At 42.8% G+C, this 13,533-nt stretch carries 8 protein-coding genes; 4 read left to right on the top strand and 4 right to left on the bottom strand.

Going from position 1 to position 13,533, the window contains the following annotated elements:
* Positions 1 to 39: 39 nt before the first annotated feature.
* The 3 genes from OSCIL6407_RS0129480 to OSCIL6407_RS0129470 all read left to right on the top strand — a co-directional run bounded on the left by OSCIL6407_RS0129480 (position 40) and on the right by OSCIL6407_RS0129470 (position 8,992).
* Entirely contained in the window at positions 40 to 1,626 is a 1,587-nt protein-coding gene (locus tag OSCIL6407_RS0129480) for an AAA family ATPase (RefSeq protein WP_019488082.1), read from the top strand.
* A 257-nt stretch (positions 1,627 to 1,883) separates the two neighbouring features.
* A complete protein-coding gene (locus OSCIL6407_RS0129475) occupies positions 1,884 to 5,075 on the top strand; it encodes a hypothetical protein (RefSeq protein WP_007352769.1) in 3,192 nt (1,063 codons plus the stop codon).
* A complete protein-coding gene (locus tag OSCIL6407_RS0129470) occupies positions 5,075 to 8,992 on the top strand; it encodes a helicase-related protein (RefSeq protein WP_007352768.1) in 3,918 nt (1,305 codons plus the stop codon). The genes OSCIL6407_RS0129475 and OSCIL6407_RS0129470 overlap by 1 nt, the downstream gene beginning before the upstream one ends.
* Before the next feature lie 22 nt (positions 8,993 to 9,014).
* Here OSCIL6407_RS0129470 and OSCIL6407_RS0129465 read toward each other — a convergent pair whose 3' ends face one another.
* Both OSCIL6407_RS0129465 and OSCIL6407_RS0129460 read right to left on the bottom strand, forming a co-directional pair.
* Positions 9,015 to 10,808, bottom strand: a complete 1,794-nt coding sequence (locus tag OSCIL6407_RS0129465; protein WP_007352767.1) for a bifunctional 3'-5' exonuclease/DNA polymerase — start codon at positions 10,806 to 10,808, stop codon at positions 9,015 to 9,017.
* Positions 10,809 to 11,031: 223 nt separating this feature from the next.
* A complete protein-coding gene (locus tag OSCIL6407_RS0129460; protein WP_007352766.1) occupies positions 11,032 to 11,616 on the bottom strand; it encodes a hypothetical protein in 585 nt (194 codons plus the stop codon).
* Positions 11,617 to 11,890: 274 nt separating this feature from the next.
* On the opposite strand from OSCIL6407_RS0129460, the gene OSCIL6407_RS0129455 reads away from it, so the two are divergent.
* Positions 11,891 to 12,226 (top strand): hypothetical protein, encoded by a 336-nt coding sequence (locus OSCIL6407_RS0129455; RefSeq protein WP_007352765.1) that lies wholly within the window; start codon positions 11,891 to 11,893, stop codon positions 12,224 to 12,226.
* Positions 12,227 to 12,305: 79 nt separating this feature from the next.
* Here the strand turns inward: OSCIL6407_RS0129455 and OSCIL6407_RS37555 are convergent, their stop codons facing one another.
* Both OSCIL6407_RS37555 and OSCIL6407_RS37550 read right to left on the bottom strand, forming a co-directional pair.
* Positions 12,306 to 13,019: a transposase gene (locus OSCIL6407_RS37555; RefSeq protein WP_019487609.1), complete on the bottom strand. Its 714-nt coding sequence runs from the start codon at positions 13,017 to 13,019 to the stop codon at positions 12,306 to 12,308.
* Positions 13,020 to 13,083: 64 nt separating this feature from the next.
* The gene (locus OSCIL6407_RS37550; RefSeq protein WP_019488081.1) at positions 13,084 to 13,365 is read right to left on the bottom strand and encodes a transposase; all 282 of its coding nucleotides are present in this window, start codon (positions 13,363 to 13,365) and stop codon (positions 13,084 to 13,086) included.
* Between the last annotated feature and the right edge of the window lie 168 nt (positions 13,366 to 13,533).

The following is a 13,533-nucleotide window of genomic DNA, read 5'->3' as shown; positions in this document are numbered from 1 at the left end:
TGAGAAGAGAACAGTTGAATATTTCTTATCGTTGAATTTATGCGTATCCTCAATGACTGGCTCAGTTTGGCGCAAACCGGCATTAAAATTGTTGGACTGGAGTATTACACGGCTGACCGAATCAGAGTGTTAGTACAGTTTCACAATTGGGGGCAGGAACTGCATTTACCCGTGTTCTTTTGGAACTCTGGGTACAATTGCTTGCAGGAAATTGTGACTTGTGACGGTCAATGTATCTTACAAAATACCGCTCTACACCCTGATGCTGACGTGCTTCAGTTCCTATTAGAAAGTAGGAGAGAGGGAATTTACATTCTCGAAGGAGTGCTAGATTTTGACGAATCGGGTCAGGTGAGTTCGCGCCTGGGGTTTCAACTAGCGAATGCTTACTATCATTCATCTTGGTCTGCGGCTCGTCAGTTTTTGGTGGTGCTGGAAAACTACATACAACTGCCGATGAACTTGCAGCCGTTGATTCCCGTACTGACGACTCCATTACCGTCTCGTGTTGCAACGCAAAGGGTGGTAGAGTTGTTTTGCGATCGCCATCCTGGGCTTGGTGACAAAAGTGACGAGATATTGCAAGCAGAAGTGGTTCGAGCTTGTCAGGGATTGCCCCAAGGTGAGATCGAGTTAATTTTAGAGCGATCGCTAGCTTTTGCTTCGACTGTAGAGGAAATGGCGCGGTTTGTGCTCGACCATAAGGTTAATAAGTTGCGGGGGCGAGGCCTAGAGTTTATTGCCGAGGCAGATGTGCCGGATGCAGGCGGTTTAGACTTGCTAGACGAGTCGCTGTCAAAGGTGGCTTCGTTGTTGAGTCCAGAAGCAGAGAAATACGGATTGAAATTTCCCAAAGGAATGATTCTCTGGGGGCCGCCGGGTACGGGTAAAAGTCTGAGTGCTAAACTTGCAGCTAAGAAGATGGGAGTACCGCTGTTGGCGGCTGATTGGGGTTCGATTGTCGGTTCTTCCAAACCAGATTTAGCTTTGCGCGAACTGCTGGAACTGACTCAGGCTTTAAGTCCTACAATTCTCTATTGGGATGATTTTGATAAAGGCTTTGCAGGATGGAATTCCAATGCAGATGGCGGTGTTTCTAGGCGCTTATCGGGGAAGCTTTTAACGTGGATGCAAGAGCATCAATACCCAATTTATATCGTGGCGACAGTTAACCGTTTGGGGATGTTACCACCGGAATTAATTCGTCGCTTTGATGATATTTTCTTTGTAGATTTGCCTCACGAAGGGGCGATGTATGAGATTTTCAATCTTCATCTGAAAAAATATTTTCCTGAGTTTCGTAATGCTTCTGAGTCGCCTTGGACGGATGATGAATGGCGAATTTTGTTGAGGGATTACAGGCTTTGTACGCCCGCAGAAGTCGGTAATGCTGTGAGAAAATGTGCTGAGGAAATTTACTATCGCGATCGGGTACAAGGGAAACAGCCCGATGAATTGAAGGTGACTTTGCAGGATTTGCGGCAACAGCGTTATCAGTTTACGCCGTCGATGCAGCGGGATGAGGAGCAGATTTTAGCGATTCGCAATCAAGCGACTTATGCTAGATCGGCTAGTGGGCCGGATCGATCGCGATTTTCTATTCCGTTACAGGAATTGTTTGGTTAGTGTCCAAGAGGAATAGAGTTCTTAACTAACTCACTTACTGCAAGCAAGACTTTCCTATGATAGCCACAATGTGTCCGCAATCGCTTTCATCCATGCTGGCGAAAGCCTTTTCAGAGAAGCGTTACAGCCGTGATAGTGAATTAGGTTGACAGATTGCCTACTCTTAAGTTATTAAGTGAATAGGTTCCATCGGTTCGGACTGTAAAGCTCGAATAGGTGAAGCAGTCAAAAGACTGGTATATAAAGACAAAACTAATATGCACTCAAAAGAAAGCGGTGCCGAAATTCAGGCACGAGCGCCCAAGTCTTCTATTGATCTGGCTACGCTCGTAGATCTAATTGCTAAAGCACTTTCACCAAACAACCTGACGGAAAATGCTGACAACAAAGACCCCAAATACAAGCCAGCATTGATTTTTCAGCTAAAAGACAAACGCCTCAGACTTTGTACTTCAGCCGTTCTTCTCCGGTTATTTTCACAGCCGGAATTCACAAAAGCTTTCAATCCAACTAAAGGCGATGGGTTTATTCAGAACTTGCCAATGCCCGCATACGGCACTCGCTCTCGCATAGGAGGCTGTTTGACTGAAGGCAATGCAGCGAAGTTGCCTGCTGCCCTTGACCGATTAATCGCTGCGATAGACCAGGCAATCGATACTGCTTTACCCCAAGAAGCCTCTTTATCTTCACTGCTGTTAGAGCAACCCATTCAGCAAATCAATCAACTGGCACAAGCAGCGGGTACTCCTTTCAAAAATCAAGCCAACACAGCTAATCTTATCCCCCTAGAATTTCAATCCGCAGATGTTAAGCCGGATAATTCTTCCACAACTGTAGCCAAAGTAATATCAGCAATTGAACGAGTTGAGGCTATTGATTATTTTGAACAAATGTGCAAGGCAGTCAGCCAGCATCTTGTTCAGCGTGACTGTGATGAAGATGACATTGAATCAGCTCTTGATAGTCTAGCTGCGGAACAGGAAAGAGAGGATAGCCAAATCAATCGTTTTTTGAACTTTTTAGATGATGAAGCATTAGCCCGCGTTCGCCTAACAATTACCTTCCAGATTATGGAAGCGATCGCAGAAAATGCCCAGATGCTTAATAAACCGGAATATCAACTATTAGCAGAATACGTCAATCGGGTACTTACTCTATTTGAATCTGCCAAAGAAACCAGTTACACCGTCGATTTAACCGCTCATTTCGGCAATGCTGCTGAATTCGACTTGCTAGATTACTTGAGCAAAGCAATCTTCTATTCCTGTCTTCCGGTTTGGGCTGAATGGAAAACCCAAATTTTTGAGGAAAAAGTGAGAAATCAAGCAGCAACCAGTTCCAGTTATGGCGTTATTCGGGAGGTCAGCTATCGCTTTCGAGTCAACGGACAAAATCCTGAATTGGGCAAACCTGCTTTTGAGGGGCGACTCGATCAAATCAGAGCAGAATTAATTGGCGATAATGAAGTTTCACCTCATCCTTGTCGTCGGTTAGCTGAACTTATATTTTTAGCAGTCGTTGTTCCAAAAGAGGATGAAGCATCGCTAAGTAAAGAATCACTATCGAATTCAGTACAGCAACTCCTTAAAACGCTAAAAACTGGCGGCGTGGCTTCTGTTAGTCAGGTGCTACAGGATTTAGAGAAACGCGCCCCCTCAATGGAATTAATTGCAACAGCTTTGATTTCCATACTCCGCACAAAAAGCCAAAAGATTATTTCTCAAGTTCAGCATCGTTCCTCCCAACAATTCATCTGCGTGAACCGAGATATCATCGAGTGGTCGCGATTAGAAGGGGCAGAATCTGGTGTTCGAGATTTACTTGTGGGACCCCAGCAACGTTCTCGCGAACAGGTGGAATGGTTTAAATATATTGAAATTTGCGATCGACCAGAAATGCAGGGGCTTCTATTCTCAGTCAAGGTGAGTGCTGAACTTTCTGAATATAATTTGGCAACCAAAGGACCTCCACATTCAATTCAGGTACAGCGCTTATTGCCACAGAAAATTCTTCAAATTTGTTGGGTTCCGACTTCTTCTCATAAAGGAGAAGATAATAAATGGATCTACAAATTTACGAGACCTACAAAATCAATCGAAGGATGGATATTACCAGCCGCTCTCCAAGTTGAATACGATGTTAAAACTTTGAAGCGACGAGCAGATAAAAAAGGAGCTGAGGAAAGTAAACAGTATCATGCAGCAGCAGTTACTGCATTTATAGTGTTAGTTTACTGCTGCTTATGGCGGGTTATTCAACGCTTGAAACAATCTGGTGATTTGGAGCCAGTTGAGTTTACAACTTTGATGCTGCGATTACAAGAAATAGGTAAACAGAGTGATGAAGGAAATGGTGATTCCTATGTTTATGCAGCAGCCCAAGCTCTTGAAGCAATTTTGAGTGAAAACACTCCTATCCGAATGCAAGGGGTTGTTCTTCAAAATCTTGAGAGTAAAAATTCCAAATATATTAAATGGGGCATTTTTAACGCTTTGTTGAGTGCATTTCCCATTGCCATCAGTACACCAACTCCGCCAACAGTTCCGAAAATTGGTTTAATTTCCTATGCAACCCGTCCCTGCGATGAGATAAATTGTTTGAGCGAAGATGAAAAGGGCTATCTTTTTCTAACTCAAAGTTACATTGCTACAGCTATTAATCAACCGTTTTCAGGTTACAAACTTAAGATGGATAGAATGCAGTCAGACGTAGTTGATTCTCCAGAACGGTTGAGAAAACAACGACTGGTGCAAGAAGAGATTGGTTATCTAAAAGCCAAAGGATGCCAGCATATTATTTTATTGTCTCATGCCTATGGCGGTCGTCGAATAAATCGGGCAGCAGATTACAATTCTCCCTTAACTCATAAAGAATTCCTTGAAGAAGTCTTTCAAACTTTCCCCGATTTGACGATTTATACAATGCAGCGGGATGTATTTCCAGCTACGAGATTACGGAAGCGAAATTCTAATGAAGCCGCCTTTGAAATTTTACGGGCTGGAGACCATACGAGTTTTTTGATGTCTGTTGAAAAAGTTCGCGTGCGCGATGTGATTCCGGTTTATACATTTGCCACACTTTTTGCAATTCAAGAAGCGCAGCGTCCTCAGTCGGGTTTCTGCGTTTATTTCCTAGTATCTGACCAGCGGGTTAGCAATATTGACTGGACTGAACGTAGCCGTCAGCATTTAGTTAATCCAGAACAGCAGTCTAGCGTTCATCCCTGTTTAATTTCAGTGCTGCGAGGATTGCATTTTATTGAAGCCGAACGAGGGGTCCAAAATGGACAACTGATCCCGGTACTAGACCCATTTAGCTGGATATCACCTACCACTACTGAAGCGGCTGGAGAAGTGGAAGTTTTGCACACTCGTCGGAAAGGACGGGTATTACTCAGCTACCCCGCCTTACTCAGTCATGTTTCTCAAGTTTTACACCGGAGGAAGTAATGCAATTATCGTTTCTTCGTCAGGCATCTATTTGGGGTCAGGTGTTTGAAATTGCCGTCAAACGCGGGGTACTACTACATCTGATTCATCAAGGATTGCTTCAGGATAATCATCCGGTTCTCCAACCTTGGCAAGCGTTCAAGAATGCAGATATTAACAATCAATTGGTTAGAAGCTTTCAACTAACAGATACGAATGCCAAAGAATGGGCAGGGACGATGGTGCGTCATCTGCTAGTAATGGGCTATGGTTTAGGCTGGACGGCGATGCGGGAATGCCTTAAGCACAATCCTGTTCGTAAAGCAAAGCTGGAAGCAATTTGGTGTCCTCTGGCACTTCCAGGGGAACTATCTGGCAGAGATGAAGAGAAAGAAAAGACAGCTAAGGCATTTCAAACGGCTTTCAATCTACCTGGAAAACCAGATCGGGCTTTACTTTACACAGGAGAACCTGCTAGAGCCGATTTTCTCTTATGGTTATCAACTGAGGAGAACACAGAAGGTAATTTAACGAGTAAATATGCAAGATTTCTGACCCAAAAGGAAAACAAACGTCAGAAATTCGAGCACTTTATCCTCTGTCTAGAGTTCTCGTATAACGCACCTGCAAACTTGGCAGACTTTAGAACTGAAACGTCTCACCAACAAGAAATTAATCGCTATGCCCGCTATATGGATGCACGGGGAGTTTTTTCTAAGGTTTGTGCTGAGGTAGAAGGTGAGGAGTTTTCGCTTTCGTCCAAATTGGCGAGTCATTTATCGGCATTTAGTAGTTCTGATAAACCTTTGTTCAAGCTCTGTCAGGCATCATCTTACACTGAACGCCTGATTCACTTGTTGCGATCGCGCGATCGCTTAAAGGGAACTTGTAGTGCCAGAGCGATCGCAGTAACATCTAATGGGTTTGAAAGCCTCACAGCTCATTTCATCGATCGAGAGCCAGAACCAGACCCTAGAGCTAGATTGATGAAATCATTGGGGGAAGCCTATCGAAATGTTCGCAAACTGAGCGATGATGCCCCCGGCGAACTAGAGCAAGAAATTCGTGTAGTGTTCAATAAGTTGGTGCGATCGCTACCTCCTAATTTCAAGCAGCAAGCGAAGCAAATTGCTCAACTACCTGAATTGGGAGGAGATATTCACTTCCTATTTCAGGAGAACGTAGAGGGATTTTATAGCCCGATGCAGGAGATTTTACGGGAGGATGCGATCGCCGCCATTGAGGAAACAGCAGAACTGAAGGAGTTTTTTGGTGAAAATCCTCAGTCCCAGTTTGCACTTGCCCTTGATATACAGAGTCAACAAAACGCACAAATTCCATTACGCAAAGTTCATGCTGCCGCAGTCGTTGCAGGTTTAAATGCTGCCCAATCGGGGAGAATAAATGTAATTGCTTTAGAGGGAAATCCGGGAATTGGTAAAACTACGGCTGTTATAGACTTTCTTACTCAACAGTCTGAAGGATTCCTATTTCTTTACGTCAGTCCGCGAGTGGTGATTAATCGAGATGTAACAGCAAACCTCGCTAGAAAAAACGGTAATGCTACTGGTATATTGACCCTAACAAGTAATGCTAATTTAATTGCTTCAGCTTCTAAATGGTACAAGCAACAAATCGAGAAACATGGATTGGAATATCGCCGTATTGATGGTGCTGTTGTTGTTGATGGCATTGAAAAACTCAATCATCCCGATTGCAGTACCGTCTTCGTGACCCCCGAAGAGGAACACGAAATTGATTGTAATGTTGTCGCCTCTACCCGCTATAAACATTCTCTTTCCGAACGAGAGGACAGTATGGCCTCATCTCAACCTCCGGGTGTCTTACGTACCCTAGCAGGCGCGGCGCGACGATTGCTAGAAGCTAATCCGCAGGTGAATCGTCTGGTTATGACTGCTGCGATTCAAGGCTATCGTTTGCTCGATCAAAAAACCACAGTCGATGCCCTCAGTAATTTGTTTAGAAAAAAAGCGCATACGACTTTGGGAAAAAATGAACGTCAGACCTTTGCGAAGCAAATTCCTACAATTATTGTAATGGTAGATGAACTAGCTGGCGATGGTGCAGGAGCGCCCTTTGTTCATAAGTTAGCCGAATGGTTACACGAACAATTTATTGAACCATTTGAAGGAACTCAATCGCCCTTTAAGGTTGTTCTGATTGTTGCCGATGCCTCGTTGAGCAATGAAATTGTTCTCAATAACTTTCTTAATTCAGGGAATCGCGCTCCTGACAAAGTGCTAATTAGTGCAAGTCAGGGTGAAGCTGCATTTCGGGTGACGGGTACTTATACAAAAGTCGGTCCCAAAAAATACCCGACACTGCACGTAATGACAAATAGCTATCCAGCTTCAAAACTGAACATTGACTATAGTATTCGCCTTTCACTTGTCACACCCGAGTTAATCAGTGATGGCAGAAAGCAGGGAATCCGACAAGCGATTAGAGAACAACTACAAGACAAATTTTTGATGAATGCTTATCAAGAAATCCAAAACGGGTTAAAACAAGGAGCAGAGCAGCTAATCTTCTTTGCCCAAGATAAAAGATTTCTCCGTCAGTTGCGTGAGAAATTGACAATGGGAACAGATGCTCTATGCGAGAACGAACAGGTAGCGGTTTTGGATCAAAGCGTGCCACCGCATCAACGCTTGGAACTGGTACAGGAACCACGACGCGATCAGATCCGAGTTTTTCTGATGACTTCTTCAGGGGCGAGAGGAATTTCTTTCCCTAAAACCGATTGGATTATTGCGGCAATTCCCCGCTTCAATATTGAAGCCGCTTTGATGGAAATTGCACAACTGATTTATCGAGGTCGGGGAAAATATACAAATCCAGAAACTAGAGAGAAAGTTTCTGGAGATGACAAAAATCGACGGTTAGTTATGCTCATCAACGATGTTATCGTTGTAGAAGAAGATATCGATCGTCAAAGAGTCTGGTTGCGTCAGGCAAGCGATTTATTGACTTTGCTCGTGATGCTGCGTTCTACCATTTACACGCGCATCAAAGGGGATGCCGGACTGAAGCGGCAGCGAATTGCCTTTGTCCCAGTTGGTTCAGTTGGTGACACAGAATTATTGAGCTTGATGTCTGAAGATGTTTGGAGTTTCTTGCATGAGGCTAGAGTTTTTATTTACGATCCTCACCATGAAGATGTTAAAGGAATTGTCAGTAAGGCAATGCAGCTAACGAGAAAAATTTTTGCTCGTTTCAAATTGCAAGGTTTAGCACCGGATAAAAATGCTAAGTCTTATGTAGATTATCAAACCCTAGAAGCGATGATCAAGACTGTTTCTCGTCCTTCAAGTCGGTTATTGCCCTCGTTGGAAAACGATGCGTTGGTGATTCCAGAGAGCTTAACTTGTATCGGACCATTTTGGATGGAAGACTGGAGCGATCGCAAAACCGAGGAACGATTCAGCTTTGAGGGATGGCGAACGGATATTCAGGAAAATAGCAATCATCTTTTAGGATTACTACGACAAATTTATGAAGGAAATAAGTTTCCACCAAAACTCAAACGTCCGGCAAAAGAATTGCATAAGTTATTGATTCGCGAACAGCAGGAAAGCATCATTGAATACTCAACTATTCAGGCTTTCAAAACAAAAAATATGGTAATTGGTCTACCATTGGATTATCCCCATTTTTGGAGCGAGCAGTTAGAGGATGGGATTGGCGAACAGGTATTAGAAGACGCGGAAATTTGGAGGAATGCACTAGGACGCTCCCTAACACCTCAAGGTTTAGTGATGCCTGTAATAGCACAATATGAATCATTCCCTTGGGTGGCTGTGGCAGGCCGGCGAGTATTTGCACAATTAGAAACCGTTTTCGCCGATCGCTATTTTATGGCATCTAGCGAACTGAATCTTCTCAACACTATCTTGCTTGAAGATGAAGTCGAGTAAAACTTCTCAATTCTAATTAAATTCAAGCCCAAGAAGAAGCAATTTTTACTTCCACTTCAACCGGAACTTGCTGCAAATATAGCTCTCCAGCCTCCACCATAACTTTTTTTAGAATGCAACTGGTTCTTTTTAAAGTTGTTTGCGGACACTCTAACAAAATCTCGTCATGTACCACAGCAATCAACTTTGCTCCTGTTTTGGGTAGGAGTTTGAACAAACGAGCGATCGCCACTTTTAACATATCAGCCGAAGTTCCTTGAACAGGGTGATTTAGCAACTCAGAAAGCCTGGGTTTCTTTGCCCACCGTCTTCTACGTCCGCCAATTGTACGAATTTGCTTGATGTCTTTGACGTACACAGTTCTCCTGATGCTGTCATGCCATCTTTTAACTCCAGAATAAGCTTGGAAAAATCGTTTTCTAAACTCTTTAGCTTCCTCCAAAGTTAAAAGAACATCGTACTTTTCTTCAGCATAAGCTTGAAGTTTAGCAGCACCCATGCCATAAATTAATCCGAAATTAACTGATTTAGCAATCCGTCTATCCTCTGTCGTTACCTCCTCTAATAGTTTTCCCGTAATCAAAGAAGCCGTTAAAGTATGCAAATCTTCACCTTTAACATAGGCATCTAACATTTTTGCATCGCCAGATATTTCAGCGACAATCCTTAGCTCGATTTGGCTGTAATCTGCTTTAATAATTTGATATCCGGGAGGAGCAATAAAGCAGGCACGCATTCCTTTTACCGTACAATTTCTGGGAACATTTTGCAGGTTTGGCTGCTTACAACTAAAGCGTCCAGAACGCGCACCACATTGCCGATAACTGGGATGAATTCTCCCCGTGATCTGGTGAATATGTTTCGGTAATGCCTCAGCAAAATTTGAGCACAAAGATGCTAATTTTCGATAATTCAGTAACAACTGGATAACCGGATATTGGCGAGCTATAGGAATAAGTTCGCTCTTGCTTGTTGACTTAATTGGAATATTGAGAGCCTGAAGAGCACTTAAAACTTGTACAGATGAGCGGGGATTTATGGTTTCCACCATATCTGGAAATAGCGAAAGTTGTGCGCTAGGGGCTGGTTTAAGACCGGCTTTCACTAATTCCACCAGCGTAGCCTGCTTTTGAGCTTTCAGTTCCTCACCCACCAAATGCCACTGTTCTACATCCAGTAACATTCCATTTAGTTCCATTTGGGCTACAGCAGGCATCGCTGCAAATTCAATTTTGGCGGTTTCTAGTAACCCAGCACTCCGAAGTTTTGAGTGCAGCCGCGCTCTAAGTTTCAGCAGGACAGCAGCATCTAAAGCGGCGTATTCTAACTGAGAAGCTGATAGTTTTCCTGCGAAATTGCTTGACTGTAAGCTCTTATCAAGTTTTATTCCTAAAAATTCAAAGGTAAGGGATTGTAGATCGTGGTCTTTCTTCAGTCCCGAACGCAATACCTGACTCGCTAACATCACATCAAAAAATGGGCCAGACGGTCTAAGCCCAGCCATTTCTAGTACCTGCCAGTCGAACTTACCATTTTGAAATACTTTGAGCGCACTGCTGTTTAGAAGTGCTTTTAAAGGCGATAATTCGCTGTCAGCAAGAGCAGCTAGATCGACAATTATCACTGGGTGCTGAGGAGCAGCTATTTGGATAAGTCGGATGCGTTCTGTAAGTGGATCTAGCCCAGTAGTTTCTGTGTCTATGCCTATAACACGAGCTTTCATCAAAGGTGATAGAATCTCAGAGAGCTTGGAAGAGTTCGCAATCAGCTCGTATTGCACCACATGGGCTGGGGTATTGGGTAGGGAGTTATTCATAACAGGAGAGGGATTTTAAGGTAATAGCTTTAGTTATAAAATTGACCGTGCTAGCGTAGATATTTCTGGATATTTCACAGCGATATCTGTTGTGTTTTATCAGAGAGTTATCTAAGTCTCAAGGGATTATCTTTGATTGAGACTTAGAAATTGAGAGTTAATTTCTAATTATCAATAAAGTGCTGTCCCCACTAACCAAACGGTATAGTGGGGAAGCAATCATCTACTTTTTGTCTATTACGACTAGGTAGCTCTCAACAGTCACCGGGCGATCGCTTCCCCAAAATATCTCTAAGGGAAGTTCAATTAACTTAGCTGACGTGCGCTTAAGGAAAGCTCGAAATGATTGAGATCGCGGATCGGCTCGAACATTCATGGAATTGCTAACAACACTTACCAGCCGTCCAGATTTTGCTAGAAAAAGGTTATAGGCACGTTGTATAATATCTAAATCCACTCCTTTGATGTGGGGCGTAGAAAATGGGGGATTTGCCAAGATTCTGCTATATCGCCTTTGGGGTTCAGTTGTTAAAAAGTCGTTTCCAACTAAATTAAACCCTTTTTGGAACAGGAGTTCTTGTAGCAGAGGGTTAATCTCAATTACATCAACAATTGCACCCGCTCTAACCATAGCTTGCGCTAATAAGCCATCTCCGGCTGTTGGTTCTAAGGCGTACATTCCTGAAACAATTTGAGCTTCTTCAAGCATAAGCTCAATTAGCTCTGGGGGAGACGGAAACCAGGAATAAGGTGGAGCTTCTCGGATTCGCTCATATAGCATTTCTGCAAGCGATGAACTATCTTTCATTTTAATTTTACTGCTTTATTTTGGGACTATTTGCGTTTGCCCTAGCCTTGGACGCTGCATGGCAAACAATGCTTTTACTAATTGCTCTAGCCAAATAGCGATCGTCATTTTGGATGCCGTGAAAGTTCACGACTAAAAATTCAGGTAAGGGCGATCGCCCTTACATATCCGCCGATAGGCGGTAGTTTAATTACGACTATCGGATGAAACCCCCACTCGTTATCCCTAGCTACGCTGAATTGTTGATTCTTACTACTTTGTAGCTACAGGATTTATGAACGAGCCAAACAATATCTATGGCACTGAACCAGGTTACAGGGCTGATGGCTATGCTAGCGGCTATGAAAGTAACCCGTGCGAGTCCTCCCTTAACGGGTATCGAAACAACGGTTATAGCAGTCAGCAAACAGAGGGATATGGTACTCCTGACTACTTTGCTGATGGCTACCGAGAGAACGTTTTTGAAGGCAATTTGAATTTAGCAGATACCCCCTGGGCGGAGACGGCTGCTAACCCTAATCCTTATTTTGATGGAATAGTAGATAACTCTAATTCCTGTCAAAATCAAAGGGCTAATTATCATTTCGACGGCGATGACTTAGAACTGTAATGCTTTGCGCCGAGGCTTCTCTCTGTAAAGCCTCGGTAGGCTACTTCATTAACCAATAAATCAATAGTCCGGACAGTTTTTAAGCAGCCAGAGTACCATAAGACAAGACTGAGGGGAGGTTAGGATGATTTAAAATCAAGTCCTTGTCTAAATCTAACTTGCTAATAAATGTATAAAGTAGATGCCGATTGAATTCCAGGCGTTTATAGGAGGCCATTGAAAACACGAATGGATGGGCAGACAAGTGGCGATTAGAGGCTTCATATTTGGCTAAATTTAAGGCCGCTAGGCTGGCATTAAAATGAAAATCAAGCCGTTGGCTATTCACAGATTGACAATCGGACAAACCAGTAAATTGTTTGGCATCCCGAAAAATGAATTCAATTTGAAAACGAGCTTGATAATACTCAAGTATTTGCTCAGCCTTGAGATTGATATCGGTACTAAACAATAAAACATTTTTGGTTTTACCGTTAGCTTGAAGCTCAGATATACAAGCCAAACGGATTTTGCATTTTAAGCAACAACTCCATACTAATAATGAATAAAGCTTAACTCCTGGCTTAATTTCTTTGACGAAAGTTAGATTTTTCAAATTATTGCAGTCAACTTTACCATCATATTTACGAGGAGCGCCGAATTTATTCCTTGCTCCGGTATAGAGGTAATTCAGGTTGGCATCAACCCTTAATCTACTAATCAAATTGAGATCTGACTCCCGAACAGCATCCCAAAATTTAGCGCGGTAATAATAGCCATCAGCCACCAAATAACGTACAGATTCTGGCAACAAAGAACGAGTATTTTTTAAATGCTTTGCATAGTCGTCAACTCTTGTTATATCAGGTGTTAAGGTTTCAGATACCTGTTTTTACTCCGTTTTTTAAGTTTCTTTTCCGAGTAAAAATTAGGGAGTTTTTCGGTGGTTCTGTGGTCGGACGCGAAAGAGTTTGTTGCACGCTTAAACTATAGGAAATATGAGTTTCAATTTCGACAACAGAAATCACAGAAATTTCTAATCCTTGTTCAGCTTTTCCCGCAATACCATTATAAAAATAACCTTTTCCCTCAGTATGTTTACCACTTTTTCTCAAAAAAGAACAATCAATAACGGCAATAATTGTGCGTTCAGGATTCAAGGCTTTTTTAATAAAATATTTAGAGAATTGCTCCCAATCAAACTTTTTTAAAAATAGCCGCCGATAAGTTTTTTCTAGTGGCAGGACTATAGCGGCCCAGATTGGTGAAGTTCACTTTGCCATAAACCAGCACGATTGTGGAAAGTAAAGTCATTATAAACTTTTTTT

Origin of the sequence: Kamptonema formosum PCC 6407 (genome assembly GCF_000332155.1) — a bacterium.
In the GTDB taxonomy this organism is placed as follows: Bacteria; Cyanobacteriota; Cyanobacteriia; order Cyanobacteriales; family Microcoleaceae; genus Kamptonema; species Kamptonema formosum.
Note: the sequence above shows the minus strand (reverse complement) of the source record. Positions and strands in the feature narration are given on the sequence as shown.